This is a genomic window from Alkalinema pantanalense CENA528 (assembly GCF_050753345.1).
Lineage (GTDB): Bacteria > Cyanobacteriota > Cyanobacteriia > Leptolyngbyales > Leptolyngbyaceae > Alkalinema > Alkalinema pantanalense.
The window spans coordinates 1-14,155 of record NZ_JBLZFX010000129.1; the positions used below are offsets into that span (position 1 = coordinate 1).

21 protein-coding genes are annotated in these 14,155 nt (G+C 51.8%); 6 read left to right on the plus strand and 15 right to left on the minus strand.

Translation table 11 applies throughout. The annotated features are described in order from the left end of the window. Window positions 1-401 precede the first annotated feature (401 nt). Complete coding sequence (locus tag ACN4EG_RS25160; protein ID WP_431633037.1) at window positions 402-746, minus strand: hypothetical protein; 345 nt, start codon at window positions 744-746, stop codon at window positions 402-404. 149 nt (window positions 747-895) lie between these two features. Between ACN4EG_RS25160 and ACN4EG_RS25165 the strand changes: the two genes are divergently transcribed. Continuing rightward, entirely contained in the window at window positions 896-1,366 is a 471-nt protein-coding gene (locus ACN4EG_RS25165) for a hypothetical protein (protein ID WP_431633038.1), read from the plus strand. Window positions 1,367-1,424: 58 nt separating this feature from the next. On the opposite strand, the gene ACN4EG_RS25170 is transcribed toward ACN4EG_RS25165, so the two are convergent. Further along, window positions 1,425-1,724 (minus strand): hypothetical protein, encoded by a 300-nt coding sequence (locus ACN4EG_RS25170; RefSeq protein WP_431633039.1) that lies wholly within the window; start codon window positions 1,722-1,724, stop codon window positions 1,425-1,427. Window positions 1,725-1,796: 72 nt separating this feature from the next. Continuing rightward, window positions 1,797-2,279: a ribbon-helix-helix protein, CopG family gene (locus tag ACN4EG_RS25175; protein ID WP_431633040.1), complete on the minus strand. Its 483-nt coding sequence runs from the start codon at window positions 2,277-2,279 to the stop codon at window positions 1,797-1,799. 306 nt (window positions 2,280-2,585) lie between these two features. On the opposite strand from ACN4EG_RS25175, the gene ACN4EG_RS25180 reads away from it, so the two are divergent. Beyond that, complete coding sequence (locus ACN4EG_RS25180) at window positions 2,586-3,167, plus strand: Uma2 family endonuclease (protein ID WP_431633041.1); 582 nt, start codon at window positions 2,586-2,588, stop codon at window positions 3,165-3,167. 284 nt (window positions 3,168-3,451) lie between these two features. Here ACN4EG_RS25180 and ACN4EG_RS25185 read toward each other — a convergent pair whose 3' ends face one another. From ACN4EG_RS25185 to ACN4EG_RS25240, 12 genes are all read right to left on the minus strand, one after another. After that, window positions 3,452-5,023 carry a hypothetical protein gene (locus tag ACN4EG_RS25185; protein ID WP_431633042.1) on the minus strand — a complete coding sequence of 524 codons (1,572 nt, stop codon included), beginning with the start codon at window positions 5,021-5,023 and terminating at the stop codon, window positions 3,452-3,454. 59 nt (window positions 5,024-5,082) lie between these two features. Further along, window positions 5,083-5,868: an EF-hand domain-containing protein gene (locus tag ACN4EG_RS25190; RefSeq protein ID WP_431633043.1), complete on the minus strand. Its 786-nt coding sequence runs from the start codon at window positions 5,866-5,868 to the stop codon at window positions 5,083-5,085. Between the two features lie 51 nt (window positions 5,869-5,919). After that, window positions 5,920-6,267 (minus strand): hypothetical protein, encoded by a 348-nt coding sequence (locus ACN4EG_RS25195; protein WP_431633044.1) that lies wholly within the window; start codon window positions 6,265-6,267, stop codon window positions 5,920-5,922. Beyond that, window positions 6,264-6,647 carry a hypothetical protein gene (locus tag ACN4EG_RS25200; RefSeq protein ID WP_431633045.1) on the minus strand — a complete coding sequence of 128 codons (384 nt, stop codon included), beginning with the start codon at window positions 6,645-6,647 and terminating at the stop codon, window positions 6,264-6,266. The genes ACN4EG_RS25195 and ACN4EG_RS25200 overlap by 4 nt, the downstream gene beginning before the upstream one ends. Window positions 6,648-6,809: 162 nt before the next feature. Further along, window positions 6,810-7,061 carry a hypothetical protein gene (locus ACN4EG_RS25205; protein WP_431633046.1) on the minus strand — a complete coding sequence of 84 codons (252 nt, stop codon included), beginning with the start codon at window positions 7,059-7,061 and terminating at the stop codon, window positions 6,810-6,812. A gap of 11 nt (window positions 7,062-7,072) precedes the next feature. Next, a complete protein-coding gene (locus ACN4EG_RS25210) occupies window positions 7,073-7,276 on the minus strand; it encodes a hypothetical protein (protein WP_431633047.1) in 204 nt (67 codons plus the stop codon). A 3-nt stretch (window positions 7,277-7,279) separates the two neighbouring features. After that, entirely contained in the window at window positions 7,280-7,489 is a 210-nt protein-coding gene (locus ACN4EG_RS25215) for a hypothetical protein (RefSeq protein ID WP_431633048.1), read from the minus strand. A 2-nt stretch (window positions 7,490-7,491) separates the two neighbouring features. After that, window positions 7,492-8,526, minus strand: a complete 1,035-nt coding sequence (locus ACN4EG_RS25220; RefSeq protein ID WP_431633049.1) for a ParM/StbA family protein — start codon at window positions 8,524-8,526, stop codon at window positions 7,492-7,494. Between the two features lie 103 nt (window positions 8,527-8,629). After that, on the minus strand, window positions 8,630-8,938 hold the full coding sequence (locus ACN4EG_RS25225) for a hypothetical protein (protein ID WP_431633050.1): 309 nt from the start codon (window positions 8,936-8,938) through the stop codon (window positions 8,630-8,632). Between the two features lie 53 nt (window positions 8,939-8,991). Beyond that, window positions 8,992-9,132 carry a hypothetical protein gene (locus ACN4EG_RS25230; protein ID WP_431633051.1) on the minus strand — a complete coding sequence of 47 codons (141 nt, stop codon included), beginning with the start codon at window positions 9,130-9,132 and terminating at the stop codon, window positions 8,992-8,994. Between the two features lie 21 nt (window positions 9,133-9,153). Then, the gene (locus ACN4EG_RS25235) at window positions 9,154-9,435 is read right to left on the minus strand and encodes a hypothetical protein (RefSeq protein ID WP_431633052.1); all 282 of its coding nucleotides are present in this window, start codon (window positions 9,433-9,435) and stop codon (window positions 9,154-9,156) included. A 2-nt stretch (window positions 9,436-9,437) separates the two neighbouring features. After that, on the minus strand, window positions 9,438-9,587 hold the full coding sequence (locus ACN4EG_RS25240; protein WP_431633053.1) for a hypothetical protein: 150 nt from the start codon (window positions 9,585-9,587) through the stop codon (window positions 9,438-9,440). Window positions 9,588-9,902: 315 nt separating this feature from the next. Between ACN4EG_RS25240 and ACN4EG_RS25245 the strand changes: the two genes are divergently transcribed. From ACN4EG_RS25245 to ACN4EG_RS25260, 4 genes are all read left to right on the plus strand, one after another. Further along, window positions 9,903-10,124, plus strand: a complete 222-nt coding sequence (locus tag ACN4EG_RS25245; RefSeq protein WP_431633054.1) for a hypothetical protein — start codon at window positions 9,903-9,905, stop codon at window positions 10,122-10,124. 10 nt (window positions 10,125-10,134) lie between these two features. Then, complete coding sequence (locus ACN4EG_RS25250) at window positions 10,135-10,452, plus strand: hypothetical protein (protein ID WP_431633055.1); 318 nt, start codon at window positions 10,135-10,137, stop codon at window positions 10,450-10,452. Window positions 10,453-10,698: 246 nt separating this feature from the next. Continuing rightward, complete coding sequence (locus tag ACN4EG_RS25255; protein WP_431633056.1) at window positions 10,699-10,860, plus strand: plasmid mobilization protein; 162 nt, start codon at window positions 10,699-10,701, stop codon at window positions 10,858-10,860. A gap of 213 nt (window positions 10,861-11,073) precedes the next feature. Then, window positions 11,074-14,155: DUF3854 domain-containing protein (locus tag ACN4EG_RS25260; protein WP_431633057.1), on the plus strand; the 3,082-nt coding region annotated here is incomplete at its 3' end.

Genomic DNA, 14,155 nt, shown 5'->3' on the forward strand with positions numbered 1-14,155 from the left:
TTACAAATTGACGTAACCACACACCTAGAACATACAGAAGCCCCCACTAATCCTATTAGGCAGGGTGGGTGGGATGCCCAAGCGGGAGGCGAAATGAGGTTAAAGGTTGTCTCAGTCGGAGCTTAAGGCCGCTCGAATATCAGCCCGCCATCACCTTTGCCAAGACTCTAGCAACTGCATACTACAAACACGTAACATATTGTAGTTTTGCGCCCATCCTTTGTACCAAAGCGCTTTGTAAGAGCCTAGGGCTTTTGTACTAAAGGAATTTTGTAAAAGCTCAAAACTTTTATATATGGCGTTTTATATCTTGGTGGTCAGGGTGGTTAAGGCGGAACCCTAGCACCAAGACGTTAATAGGGGTTGGGTTCCCCTTCCGGGCATAGATAATTCTTTCCGATCTATGTTCCTAAACCATACAGTTTAATCGCGTAATTCGTCTTGTCTTGATCGCCAGCAGCGACCTTTGTGATACTGCGCAGTACCGTCTTGTGCCAAGTTTCAAGAGATGCCCCTGTGTTCCTGAATGAGCAGTATCTTCGAGCAGCACCCAAAACTCCCTCGGATTCATAAGGTTCCATTTGTTGCCCGTATTTGTCAGCCCAGAACATAGCGGCAACTTCCATACCTTCCTTCTCAGCTTTTGTCACGGGCTCACTAGCCCTGACTGGCGATGCTGACCCGAACACTGCTAACCCAAGACCCAACCCAAGACCTAAACCAGCAAATATCCCCGTAACTTTCATGTCAAAACTCTCGATTAGTGGCACTTACTCTTACGGGAAAATAATGGTGAATTCCCGGTAATTTGGTGCTACTTCGCAGCGTCTTCATGCTGCTGATCCACCCACGATAAAATAGAGGAATCGTAACGGATCCACTACGACAAAAAACTATGCCGACCATTTTCTACGACCCAACGAAAATTAATCGCCTCAACATTGACGAGTACTTCCTGCCCAGCGGTGATTTATTGCAGCTTCTCCCAGGCTTCAATATCGTTTCCCAGTTCGATTGGGATACCATCTCCACCAATCCTCACACACAGTGCCTTCTCACGGCTGGATCGATCGAAGTGGTGCCCAGCACTGGGGATGAAGCATCCACTCTGAGCTACTCGCTGAATGATGCGCTTCGATTTGTGCGGGGCACCTACGATTCTGCTCTGATTCAGCAAAATCTCGTCACTGAGAATCGGGCTGATGTGCGGGCGGCGCTCGAATATCAGTGTGTGCTGATCCGCAAGGCAAATATTCCTGCCGCTAGCAAGATGAATCCGCTAGCAATGGCCACGGGCCAAATCTACTCAATATTTGAGCAGCATTTTCACCCCGGATGGAGCAATCGCGCAGCGATCGGGGCATAGCATTCCACTGACGCATAAGGACAGGGTTATGGGGCATCATTGCCCCATTTTTTTATGCCTAGGCACTCATCCCTGGCAATGGGCGATTGCGGTTCAAGCCTGCTGGCTTCACAGCAGCTACCCCATCAATTGCCTTGATGGGTGCCTCATTGGTACCGGGCAACGGGCGGTTGCGATCGCGCTGGAATGTAAGGCCGCCTGAAAGCGTGGGAACAATATGGCCTGTAGTAGCAGTATCTAGCCGCATTCCCAATCTATCTGCCTTAATCTCGCCATCTTGCAGGAATTGCTTGCGGCGTTTTGCCCATTCCCGCAAAGAAAGCTGCGAACGATTCTCCCACTCATCAAAGAAAGTCATAGTTGGATCCACATCAGTACATCTCTATTATCTCTCCCTGGAATAGCTACGACTTTTGTCACTCCGTGCGCCCTAAGACACGATCGAGAATTTCCCGCAGCTATTGCACTTAATTTTCTGCCCTCGGGTGCCATCACCCCGTAACTTCCCTTTGCCCCATTCTGCGGTATCAGTGGATCCGCATTTTGGGCATTGGCTTGAGTTTGCCCGCTCAGTGTCCCGCGTGTCCCCGGTACGCTCGGGATGGTCTACCGTCATCCCTTTGTCAGTGTCCCGCGCGACCTTGGAACGGCTGGGACGGCTAGCCCGGTTAACAGTGGTTAACCTATCCGATAATTTTGCTTCTAGGGCATCCACTCGATCGGTCAATGCCTGCAACTTCTCAGTCACGGTTAACGCATCGTTAACCGGGTTATCCGTTAGCATTCCAAGGTATTGCCCGATCGCATTTCGCAGGATTTCAGCGCGGGTTAACCCGGTTTCTTGGGTTAACCTATTCAGTTTCTCATCCCAATCTTCTGGGATTTTTGTGGCAGCTAGCTTGAGTGATGGCATGAAGCGGTTAACCGGGTTAACTGGGTTAACCCATCATCTCATTTTTGGCAAGACCTTTCACTCAAAAACTGTCACACAGCAACCGTCTACGCGGTTAACCTGGTTAACCCCAACCGACCCAATTTAGTCCAAATCCAAAATCTTGGACTAATCCAAATCCTGAAATCCTTACCCGGTGCACATAGTAGCACTATGGGTATATTGCACATTAGGCAGTTAACCAACGGTAGAATGCGGTTTTCAGCCGTTTGTGCCACTTTTTCCGACTTTGATAGACTGAGGGTGTCGATCGCTGGTAACTCACCCATGGCCATCGCAACGAAAAAGAGACTGACGTTGGAGGAGTATCTGACCTATGACGACGGGACTGATACCCGCTATGAGTTGGTTGATGGGGTCTTAGTTGCAATGCCACCAGAAAGTCGCCTCAATCACCGAATCGCCTCATTTTTATTTGCATCCTTCCTCAGGTTGGGAATTGAATCTGACCTACTCTGTATCGGTCTTCAGATTGCTGTCTCATCCCCAAAAGCAAGTGCTAGACAGCCTGACTTTGTGATTCTCTCTCCCTCAGCAGATGAGGAGTTAGGCGCGTTGAAAAGTGACCTAATCACCTATGAGGTTCCCGTACCCCAACTTGTAGTGGAGATTGTTTCTCCAGGGGCAGACAACCACGATCGGGACTATGTAGAGAAGCCGATCGAGTATGCTGCGCGAGGCATTCCCGAATATTGGATTGTGGATCCATATCGGGCTGTTGTATTGGTCGGGACGCTGATGGACGATGCTTACCAGTTCCAAACATTTGAGGGCAATACTCGGATCGTCTCTCCCACATTTCCAGCCCTGAACCTAACAGCAATGCAGGTGCTGAATGCTGGGAGATGAGATAGAAATCTCTATCCCTAAACGTTTGTAGATAGACACAAAAAATCCCCGATCGGAATGCCCGATCGGGGATTAGTTCCTATCAGTAATTGGTGGATTTGTAGCGCCGGGAAATTTCCAGTAACGCCCAGTAACGCCCCTCGGTAACGCGGGGGTAACGTTACCAGTAACGGGGGTAACGTAACGCTGTAACGGCGTTACTTCGTTGTTACCGGGCGTTACTGGGGGTCTGTTACCCGTTACGCTACCCGTTACGTTACCGGGGGTCTGAGGGGCAATTCTTATTAAAAAATAAGCCCGTCTAGCATATCCCAAACCTCGTTACGGTTCTCCCTAAGGTAGTCGCACTTGCGTTCATTTTTTGCTCGATTCAAGAACGATTCACGGGTTACGTCTTTGCCTTCGCTCATGCGAGATCGTGCCCATCTGTAGGCGATTAGCAAAGCCTTCCTCATCTGCGGATCGGGTTCGCATTCCAGTAGATCGATCATCGGATCGGCGGTCTCTTCGATCGGGGGTTGATCTGGGATAGCTGGCGATTCCCGATAGAGCCGTTCCAGGTTTTCCCGGCGCGATTCCCCGATCGGGGCTGGCTCGGGTTGTGGATTGCTCACGGGTACCACGGGTGACGATGGGATTTCATAGCGCGGTACGCTTCCCCATCCGTTAATGGTGCTATCGAAGAAAACGCGCCCGGACTGCCCCAGCAACATCCTGGTAGGCTTACCTGAAAAATAGGTAGAGCCGTTATCCAACAGCCCCAGATTGTCCTGACTCAGTAGCAGGATGCGGCGGTAAACGTTCCTCACTCCGCCTGAGATACCGAAATCATCGGTATTCGGTGATTGCGATACGAGCCAGCCATACTGACGGCGCGATCGACCCATGGAGCACAGCGCATTGAACCCACTCATCAAGCCCTTAAACCACTTTGGAGCTTTCTCCCTAGCGGCCAATGCTTCATCGAAAATCAGCAGCTTCGGCTTATTGCTAGCTTGGAATTCTGCAATGAATCCATCAATCCGATCGCAGATATAGTCCATATCTTCAAACTTGGTGAATGGGGAAATGGGAATCGATAGCATCCGATCGCAGGCTTGCCAGTAGCCAGCCTCTTGTGGATCTGCCTTGGGATCTATGGCCCAAATTTGCACATCGGGATGAAGGCGTTTAACTTCCCGGGTAGCCATGGCGATCAGCATTCCTTTCCCGGCTCCAGGCTGCCCTACGATCAAAGTCGATTGCAGCTTTTCAGCCAGAGATCGGGCAACATCATCCCCAGTTTGGGCGTAACTTGGCTTTGCCGCCTGCTGGGATGCGCTCTGGGGAAGGCTTGTGGGTTCCTGCTGTGTGGGTGCGTCCTGGTCTTGCACCTGGTCTTGGGGCGGTGGAAGTTGGGGTGATTGATTTCCTTGGAGCATTCCCGCGATCGCCTCATCATTCCCCTTCCTGTAATACCGGAAGGCGGCATCAAAAGCGGCGGCTACCTTGCTATCGGGTTCCCCCTGGGCAAGTTTCCCTGCAACCATTTCGAGAATGGCGGGGAACTCAGTTAAGAAATCTTCCTCAAGTTCACGGCGGCGGGCATTGATCGCGCTGTTGTATCCGGTCAGCCCGCCCCACGCGGCTAGGGCCAACGATGGGATTAGGAATGGGGTAAGCCCGGTCAGGGTTAGGGACACGGCAATCAGGCTTGCCCCGCCTGCGACGGCGGCAAATCCGATATTTTTGTCCAGTGATTCAGCATCTTTTTCGTAGTCGATCGCGCCCTTAATCTCATGGGCGTTGATGTCGAAGCCCTGGTCTATCCAAGCGCTCGTGATGGTTCGATCGGGTTCAGGGGTGAAGTAGCTCATATATGCAAAAAGAAAGGGCTGGAAATCCAGCCCCGCTAAGGGTTTCAATGATTTTTCGTCTAGTTGTTTTCCGGTGTGGATGCCGTCACGGTTTGCCGGGAATGCTGCTTGAGGATGGATTGCATGTAATCCCGTTCCTCTTTGTCCAAGACTTTTTCGGCGGAATCGCAGAAGCCACTAACGCCCCACTCAACACCCACCATCCCCATGATTGCCATCGCCACACCGCCCCAGCTCACACCCATCGCGGTCAGGAGCTCGCCGCCTGCGATTAAGATGCAGCCTTCAGCGATATAAGCAATCCAGCGGCGGATTTCTGCCCATAGATCGGCTTTCTTTTCCCGATCGCGGTAACGCTTCTGATACCGCAATGCATCGCTGTAAAGGGCTTCGTTGATGATGGGTACTTCTAGGGGCTTGCGCTGCCTGCGAATCAAGGATTCTAGGCTGGCTTTAAGGTTCAGGTCATCCAACTTGGGGGCAAGCTCGGTGTACTGAAAGCATCCCCAAACCAGAAACGCACCAACCAAAGTCAACGGGCCTAATCCCGCCAATGGTGCCCGCCACGCCCAGACGTTTATCCCGCCTGCAATGATGGTCAGTCCGAGGTAAACCAGCATTCCGAATCGGTGGGAGATGAACCATTGCCACACCGATCGAACCCAGCAAAGCAGATCATCGAGGTCGATCGTGCCGTCGTGGTTAGCGTCCAACTTGTCCCAGAAGTTTTCCTGTCGTTTGCGGCGGGGTGATTCTTGCTCTGGAGTGGTTCCCGTGGCTTCTGTCCCTGGGTTGCGCTTGGTGGGTTCGGGGCGGCGCTTCGTAGCTCTAGTTTTGTAAGGCATTGTTGAATTCCTCAAGTGAAGTGAATAGGAATAGATGCACCCTGACCGGGCTTAGGGCTGCTTAAAGCCGCGTGATTTCAGAATTTCTGCGATCGCTTTAGAGTCACCCTGCTTCACATATCCGATCGCATTCCCGGCGGTGATTTGGCCCGTCAATCCTTGCCAATCGCAAACATGTGTACCGGGCGGCAATGGCTTGCCCTTTTGGTCTAGGGGGATGGAATTGGGCTGTAAATTGCCAATCAAAACCCGGCAGTTAGCGGCCCGCTGGGAGGCAATTACGGCGCTACTAGCCGCCACGTTCCAGGCATACACGCGCGGGTAGATGGCGGCTAAGGTAGAGCCGATCGCAATGGCTCCCAGCAGTCCCAGGGAGAAACGTTTCCCGGTGTGATTCATCGGTCGTCCTCCGCTGCGTATTGGGCAATGGCAGGCAGGATGGCGGCAATCTTCTCGGGCTGGCAAGACTCCAAAAGGAAGGCTACATCCATCACATCCCCTAGGATGCTGTCGCAGATGTTTTCAGCGGCCCATCCGCAGATGGTATTGCCTGAATCGTCTTGCTCGAAAAGCTCTGCAAACTCGTCATCCTCATCATCGGTGTCTTGCTCAGCTAACCATCGCCAATGGGCAAGGGTTCCCGCTAGCACCATCACAAGTTGATGTTTTTCAATGCCGCTCAGCACCCCTAAGCGATCGCCGTAAATCTCGCACACCTTGCGAATCTCGGGAGAATCGGCAAAGTAGGTCAGGGGTTGCGTGGTTGTTGTCTGTGACATAATTCGAATGCTCCTAATTACTGTTGTAGTTGGGGTTAAGGCTTGCCGTGCTTTGGTCGGTTCGGGCAAGCCTTTGGCGTTTCCGTGGGTCTTTCGTCCGCGTCGATCGGAGTGATATGTGGTACCCCGGTATATCGCTGTATTGCGCGTTGGGAAAGAGTTCTAGCGTTTCACCGTCCATTTATCCCCCTTGAATTTGGGATTGACTTCGTAGCGCGTTCCCGTGCCCTTGGTGCTCACGGGCGGTGGATTAGGGCTTGGCTTGTAAGGCAAGATGCATTGCTGCTCAGCCGTATCCCACCTGCCACCCCGTCGATCGCACAGTTCCTTGGGTGGCGTGGTTTTGCCCGTGGCGGGTAGCGCAGACAATAAAAAAGGCACTGCTAAAAGTGCCAAGACAGAGAAGCGTTTCATGGTGTTTTTCCTCAGTAAGTGTTCCGGTAGATGCCCCTCAATGCCATATCAGCCACGCGGTACCATTGCCCATCCTGAGCCAGGAACCAAGCCCCGGTAGGCTTATGGTTGATTCCCATGGAGTGCAGCATTTGCACTGCATCGCGTAGCCAATAGCAGCCGGGAATATCAATTTGGGCTGATCCGATCTGTAGGCGGTAGGTTGTTCGTTCCATGGCTTATCCCCAATCTGGGATGTCGTCAAAGTCATCGATCGCAGGCATGGAGACGGGTTGTGGTTTGGGTTCCCCTAGTGGCTTCTGAACCGTTGTCCCTACTCTGTAGCAGTGGATGACAAAGTTAACAGCGACACTAGGGTTACTCGTTCCAAGTTGCTCCATGATTGCGGCGATCGTGTCGTGGTTATGCGGTTCGATCGTTGCTCTCATCTCTATCCCCCGATCCGCTCCTGGGTTAGCTTGCGGGTAGCGTACTGGTACAGCCCCCGAGCATTCGCCCATTGAGGATCGGCTAAGACTCGGATATTTTTCTTAGCCAGTAGTTTGTCAATCCCTGGAAGGCAAGCGCCTCCGCCTACCGCGATTAAGGCAGTAGCAGCATCGAAATGGGCTTCTGTAGGTCTGACCATGGGAGTCAGCACATCCCTAACCCAGATTGGCAATTCTGCGCGGTAGGCAGTCTCAAAAGTCCACCCGGTTTTCTGGGTGCCGTAGGTGAAACCCCCTGACTCGATACCCTTGCGAATTAAGTGCCGTTGCCCTTCTTTCAGAAGCTCCTGCCGTACCGTGTCATGCTTTGCCACTTCATCAATCAGACGCTCTACGCCTCCGTTTTGGCTGTAGGTGCGGTTCGTCAGTTGCAATCCTGAGAAGTGAGAGACAATCAATGTCCCGTTTCCAAGGTCGTAGAGGATGGCGTTTGTCGTGTCGATCGTCTTGGCATAGTGCACGATCGCGCCGCTCCCTTCCTCCAAAACTCCCACGACTCGGATGTTAACCCGACTGGCTTTCCCTGCAAGTCGAACACCGTGAACACCCTCTAGGGCATTGCGCAAGAGCTTCCCAAGGGTCTTGCCGTCATGGACGCTGACCGCTAGGGCAATGTCCCAGGTCGGGCGGTAAGGTAACTCAGACAGGGCAGAAAGCAAGACTTGCAACCCTAGCTCTACCTTGCCTTCCTTGCTGTCTGTGACTCGATAGATGGATGTGGGAGCGAAGTAATAAGCGTTGATTCCCCCTACCCATTGCTTCCCAACCAAGTCCCCTCGATCGCCCTCGATGTACTCTACATAGCCCTTCCCAGGATTTGAGGCGCGTTCTGACAGGTAGTAAATATAGCTCTCTGTCCGTGTTTCACCGTTTGCGGAAACCAACTTGATAGCACCATTGCCAATGTCAGCCCCAAATGGTTGGAATTGGTTGATAGAGCCAGCGGTAACAGTTTGATTTTGAGTCTGAACTTGCATAAAAATGACTCCAAAGTCTTGGTGTGTAAATGTTTGAGCGTGTTTTCTCTGGATTGGCTCTATCAGCCGTTAGTGGTTGGGATTGGTTGATAGAGCCAATCGATTAATTTGCAGATAGCCCGATCGCTCGAAGGATGTCGCAACCCTCGGAAAACAGTTCGTAAGCCTTGCGGGTCATTCGATAATGGGCTGCGTTGCTGTCTGTCTTGGGTGGCGTTGCCTCTAGGAATTGCGCTGAAATTTCAGCAAGGTACGGGGTGATGTCTATGCCCATGCTTTCTGCATCAAGCCACAGGAGAGCCTGTTTTAGAGCCAGGGCGTTAACAGACATGTCGCTACTCTGGACAACACTCTTCAAGTTCCGGTAATACGATCGGGCAAGTGTTTCAATCAATGCATCAAGTTCGGTCATAGTTTTCCTCAATGTGCAAATGATGAAGCCCTCGCTGGGAGGGCTTTAGGGGCTTATTCTGCGGGCAGCTCATCCTCTGAAAGGTTGGCGGCCAATTCCGCCATTTCATCCAGAAATGCTTCAAATTCAGCCTCGGCTTCTGGGCTATCGAATGGCAGATTGCAAATCTCTTCTAGCGTGATTAAATCGTCCATGATGCTTGCTCCGTAAGTGTTTCAGCGTTTCATATACAATCGCCGTGACCGCTTCCGAACATATCGGCGCTGGCGCTCTTCCTCGAAAACCTTGGCAAAGGTGGCTGGATCCAACTTGGGAAGCACGAATTCCAAGCCTTCGATGGCTTCAGAGAAGCGCCCCAGTTCATCCTTTAAAAGAATCGTTGGGGTAGTTGGAGAAACATACCCCGATTCGATTCGCTGTAGGCACCCTACAGCCTCTTCTAGAGAGCCTTTCAGCAATTGCAAGGCCATCAATCGTTCCTGTTCCGCTTTGAGCATGTCTATATCACTCGCGATTCAATGAATGTCCAAGTTTTGTAAGTTGGGTGTTGACGTAGCCATTTACGCAATTCCGCAAACCCAAGTAAACCGGGTAGTTCCAGCGTTTCGCCCTCGCGGGTTTTGGGGTGTTCAATGATGATTTGTGTCATTGTCGTACCGGGTAGTTCCTTGACTCTGCATTTATCACGGGCTTGTCACCGTCCTAGGCTGCATTAAGGTGGCAGTTTCTCGGGTTTGCCTTGAACCCTCCGCTGCTAGCCAGCAGTCCTGCCCCCGTCTATCCGGGGTGTTTTGCTTTCGATACTGTAAGACTAACAGACATACGGTAGTAATACAATAGACATACGGTAATTTTATAGAATCCGCCTATACCGATAAGTTAACCGTATGACTAATAGGCATACGAAAGAAAGGGAATAGATGTACAATGGGTGCAAACTTGAGTAAATTTGAGGTGACTACCCATGCTGGCTACTATGTCTCGCAAGAAACCCGGATCCACACGGCGCACATTCAATATTTCGGATGCACTGTATCTGAAATTGCAGAAAGTCGCCTATCGTGAGCGCCTGAACGCTACCCAGCAGCTAGAGCGATCACTAGATGCTTTCTTTGCCGTCTATGAGAAGACCAACAAAATCAGCATTGACGATATTGAGATCCCATCTAGCGACAATCAGAATTAAGGAAAATGCCATGCCCGCAAGTGATGACGCACTCAAACGACTAACCGAGACTCTTCACCTCTACCGTGAGGTTCACGATCGCAGCTTCGAGACGCTGAACAGCAAGATAGAAGATTTGGCCGTTCAGGTATCCCACCTAACGTCATCGGTCGATCGGATGGCTTCATCGGTTGACCGTATGGCGGCGGCAGTGGAACGGCAAACAACAGCGATAGACGGTCATCTGGCAGTTGCCCAGCAGCAATCCGCCAACATTGCGGAACTCACCAAGCTTGTTTCCACACAAGCGGCCACGGTAAACACCTTGATTAATCGGATCGCCGCCTAACCAAACTTGACACTAGAAAGCTTTCCAAACTTGACCTAGAGTAATTCCCAAGACCAGCAAAAATAAATTTAGCAATCTTTTAAGTGTCAATAGACTATTGACACTAATGTGGAAATCGCATTGTGCTTAGGTTTCATCGCTAAGCGTGCATAGTGCTACTATGTGGCTCTGGATAAGCCTTTCAGCAGTTGCGATCGGTGGGAGAAATTCACGCTATATTATTTGCAGTGAGTATTACTAAGAGCGATGGCTAAAAGAAAAACTCCTCAAGAACCATGTCTCTCGATCCGATTCACGCCTTCAGAGCGGGAACGAATCGATAAAGCGGCTAAGGCCAAAGGCATTAGTCGTCATGCCTACATGAGACAGAAGCTTTTACGCGATTTGTCCGTTGGTTCCGCTGCTTGATCCGTCCACCGCTTTGGATACCCTAGGCTCAAAAAAAAAAGACGCCTCGGGCAACGCCCAAAGCAATCTCAAAATAGTTTTGTTAATGCTAGTATCTAATATTTTTCCCGAAGTGACCAGACCCCTCTGGTCTGAGTCGATTGTAGCAGATCCGTATCTGCATGGGGTGGATCGCCTGGTACATCTTCCCAGATTGGGATTGGGGGGTGTGCTGTGAGCTTATCCATCGTCTTCAAGGAATTTCAGAAATCTGCTATTCCCGATCGCTTGACCCTACTTAACGTCCAATGGGTTGAAGGCGATGAAGCGATCGAGGCACTAACCAGCGAAGCGATCGCGCAGGTTCAGAACGTAACCAGTTACATCACGGCCCCAGCGAAGCGGATTCTAGACCGCTACGAATTCGCAGCGGCTGGCGGATGGGTAGCCTACGGAACAACCTTAGACGGGCAACCGGGCACAGTGGCCTACTTTAAGCCAAAGTCCCCCAGACAATTTGAGGAATTTAAGGGCTTCGGTCAGCCCAAAAAGGTCAAGGTCATCAAATACGAAACGCCCGCAAAGTCTGAGGCATCGCCCATTTTGCCATTCGTGGACAGTGAATCGGCTCAAAAGATTTTCGATCGCTACGGTATCACCCCACTTGAAGGGGAAACATTCTGGCAGTCGGTTAAGCGTTCTGGTCGTCAGATCGCAGTGACGGAAGGGCTTAAGAAAGCACTGGCCTTGATTGCCCATGGCATCCCAGCGATCGCCATTCGGGGCATTACCCAATGGCACCGGAAGGGAGAAACCACACCCCATCCCACGATCGCGCAGTTTGGGCCTAGAAAGTTCCTGATTGTCTTCGATCGAGACTCCAAGCCCAGAACCGTTCGGAATGTACGTCAGCAAGCCGTCAAGCTAGGGAAAGCACTGGAGGCGATGAAATGCCAAGTTTCGATCGCGGTCTGGGATGGCGAAACCTACGGTAAAGGGATTGATGATGCCCTATTTGGGCTGGGGGATAAAGCCCAAACTTGGTTGGATGTCGTTGTAGACGATGCCCTAGGGCTGGAGATATTCAAGCGTGACGATCGGATAAACATGCTAGCCAGCATGATTGCCCGCTATAACAAGCTAAGCTTCCCAGTCGAGCGAGAAACCACGGGTGAATATCTCCCAGAACTGCCAGCCCTGGAAGGTGGGGCAATTCATGTTCTGTCTGCATCAATGAACGCAGGTAAGACAACTCGGATCGGATCCGATTGGGTAGAGCACGTCCGGTCTATGGAATGGCTGACCCTGGTACTGTGCCCCCTCAACTCCCTAGGGCAACAAACAGCCCAAGCGTGGTGCCTACCTCACGTTCACGACTACGACACCGAACAAAATAGCCAGCAAGCGCTATGGGCGCAGGTAAGTCATGCAGGGGGCATTGTGATGTGTCCCGATAGCTTACACCGGATTCCGGCTTGGTTCTGGGAGAAACCCGTTGTGATGGTTCTGGATGAGGCGAATCAAGTCATTCGCCACATGACCGAGGGCAACACCTTGGGGCAGCGGTGGGCTGACATCATGGAGCAGTTCACAGCAGCGGCGCGACATTGCGCAGATTATGGCGCGATCGTGTTGTCTGAGGATGGCTTGCCCGATCGCGCGGTTAATTTTGTTCGGGCTGTCTCTGGGATTGAAACAGTCCGAGTGTTTCGGCACCGGAAGGAAGGGCAACCTTGGGATTGTTCGCTGTTCCACGGTCAGCCCAGCAGTTACCGGGCGCAATTCCTGCGGGTAGCCCAGTCTGGAAAAAGACTTTTGTATGTGACCAGCTCCCAAACTGAAGCGCGACGGATGGAACGGGCACTATGCAAAGTTGCCCCCCATCTAGCGGTGGTTCGGATTGACTCGCAAACTAATCAGTCTGGAGAGTTCACCGAGTTTTTTGAGGATCCAGATCGGTGGCTGGAAGATAACCAGCCTGACATTCTTATCCTGTCCCCTAGCGCAAAATCTGGGGTCAGCATCCAAGGTGGGGTGAGTGTTGAGAACGCTTATTTCTCAGAGGTTTGGGGTTACTTCTCAGCGCTGGCAACCGATACCCACTCACAGTTATTGGGACGGTTCCGACCTGCTGTGCCCCGGTTTGTGTTTGTGCCCGATTTCATCATGTCCAACGGAGACGAGTATCTATCCAACCCGATCGCCATCCACGATCGGCAAAGCAAAACCATCCATGGCCTAGGGCACATCTACGGCTTATCGAGTCTGCTAGAGGGTGAAGTAACAGAACTGCAAGCCAAGATCGAGGGTGCTATAGCGCAGTATCTCGCTCTGGCTAAGGCTGTAGCAGGCTGTCAGAAGCAGATCGCCCATCTTGCTCTCAGGCAACAACTGACGGCAGCGGGGCATCATTGCCAGTCGCATCAGTTAGCCAAGGACGATGAAACGATCGCTCTGTGGAAACAGATTAAGGAAGAAATCTGGAGAGAAGATGCAATCGCACTGGCAACGGCCACCGTCGCACCGGGACAACACACTCCAGCATGGGCACGGAAAACACTGGAGGGACTGGAAACCAGTGAGGCAGATCGGCTGGTTGCCCAAAAAGTGCTGCTGATTGAGCAGTTTCCCGGCGTTAACTTTGACGATGCCGAAATTTGTTACCGAGGTGTTTTCCACGATCGGGGCAGCATGAAGCGCGGGGTATTGCTGCAAGCCCGTGCAGAACGCTTGGAAGCATCCCAGGAACTCGACAGGAACGCAGTAGAGGCCATTTTCAAGGGCAAGGTTAGAGCGTGGCACAAACTACCAAAAGGGCACGTTAGATCGTTCCTGGTTTCCCAGTCTGGGGTTCTGGAACTGCTGGATGGGAACCCCTACACCAATGACGATCGACGGTGCCAGCGGGTAAAAGATTTCTGCCTACGATTTGCAAACGAGATCCGCCATTACCTCCGACTGGAAGTGAAGGACGACCAAACCCCGATCTCGATCTGCCACAAGCTCTTGAAAAAATTGGGGATTGAACGGGACAAGCACGATCGACCCGGCTGCATCCTCATGGTTGGGCGGATCGGACAGCGCGGGGCCAATCAGGAGACTTTCAAGGTCGATCTAACTGTAGACCCCATCCGGGCGCAATTTCTAAAAGCCGCACGGAGCAAGGTTTCTGAGTCCGTTACGTCAATTTGTAATAAGGATATAGAGTACTTACAAATTGACGTAACCACACACCTAGAACATACAGAAGCCCCCACTAATCCTATTAGGCAGGGTGGGTGGGATGCCCAAGCGGGAGGCGAAATGAGGTTAAAGG

What these genes read in the sequence shown, in the direction of transcription:
- ACN4EG_RS25185 (WP_431633042.1), bottom strand. Translation starts at nt 5,023, where the DNA reads ATGAGCTACTTCACCCCTGAACCCGATCGAACCATCACGAGCGCTTGG.
- ACN4EG_RS25220 (WP_431633049.1), bottom strand. Translation starts at nt 8,526, where the DNA reads ATGCAAGTTCAGACTCAAAATCAAACTGTTACCGCTGGCTCTATCAAC.
- ACN4EG_RS25195 (WP_431633044.1), bottom strand. Translation starts at nt 6,267, where the DNA reads ATGAATCACACCGGGAAACGTTTCTCCCTGGGACTGCTGGGAGCCATT.
- ACN4EG_RS25210 (WP_431633047.1), bottom strand. Translation starts at nt 7,276, where the DNA reads ATGGAACGAACAACCTACCGCCTACAGATCGGATCAGCCCAAATTGAT.
- ACN4EG_RS25245 (WP_431633054.1), top strand. Translation starts at nt 9,903, where the DNA reads ATGCTGGCTACTATGTCTCGCAAGAAACCCGGATCCACACGGCGCACA.
- ACN4EG_RS25180 (WP_431633041.1), top strand. Translation starts at nt 2,586, where the DNA reads ATGGCCATCGCAACGAAAAAGAGACTGACGTTGGAGGAGTATCTGACC.
- ACN4EG_RS25255 (WP_431633056.1), top strand. Translation starts at nt 10,699, where the DNA reads ATGGCTAAAAGAAAAACTCCTCAAGAACCATGTCTCTCGATCCGATTC.
- ACN4EG_RS25225 (WP_431633050.1), bottom strand. Translation starts at nt 8,938, where the DNA reads ATGACCGAACTTGATGCATTGATTGAAACACTTGCCCGATCGTATTAC.
- ACN4EG_RS25240 (WP_431633053.1), bottom strand. Translation starts at nt 9,587, where the DNA reads ATGACACAAATCATCATTGAACACCCCAAAACCCGCGAGGGCGAAACG.
- ACN4EG_RS25165 (WP_431633038.1), top strand. Translation starts at nt 896, where the DNA reads ATGCCGACCATTTTCTACGACCCAACGAAAATTAATCGCCTCAACATT.
- ACN4EG_RS25215 (WP_431633048.1), bottom strand. Translation starts at nt 7,489, where the DNA reads ATGAGAGCAACGATCGAACCGCATAACCACGACACGATCGCCGCAATC.
- ACN4EG_RS25235 (WP_431633052.1), bottom strand. Translation starts at nt 9,435, where the DNA reads ATGCTCAAAGCGGAACAGGAACGATTGATGGCCTTGCAATTGCTGAAA.
- ACN4EG_RS25200 (WP_431633045.1), bottom strand. Translation starts at nt 6,647, where the DNA reads ATGTCACAGACAACAACCACGCAACCCCTGACCTACTTTGCCGATTCT.
- ACN4EG_RS25160 (WP_431633037.1), bottom strand. Translation starts at nt 746, where the DNA reads ATGAAAGTTACGGGGATATTTGCTGGTTTAGGTCTTGGGTTGGGTCTT.
- ACN4EG_RS25250 (WP_431633055.1), top strand. Translation starts at nt 10,135, where the DNA reads ATGCCCGCAAGTGATGACGCACTCAAACGACTAACCGAGACTCTTCAC.
- ACN4EG_RS25190 (WP_431633043.1), bottom strand. Translation starts at nt 5,868, where the DNA reads ATGCCTTACAAAACTAGAGCTACGAAGCGCCGCCCCGAACCCACCAAG.
- ACN4EG_RS25230 (WP_431633051.1), bottom strand. Translation starts at nt 9,132, where the DNA reads ATGGACGATTTAATCACGCTAGAAGAGATTTGCAATCTGCCATTCGAT.
- ACN4EG_RS25205 (WP_431633046.1), bottom strand. Translation starts at nt 7,061, where the DNA reads ATGAAACGCTTCTCTGTCTTGGCACTTTTAGCAGTGCCTTTTTTATTG.
- ACN4EG_RS25175 (WP_431633040.1), bottom strand. Translation starts at nt 2,279, where the DNA reads ATGCCATCACTCAAGCTAGCTGCCACAAAAATCCCAGAAGATTGGGAT.
- ACN4EG_RS25170 (WP_431633039.1), bottom strand. Translation starts at nt 1,724, where the DNA reads ATGACTTTCTTTGATGAGTGGGAGAATCGTTCGCAGCTTTCTTTGCGG.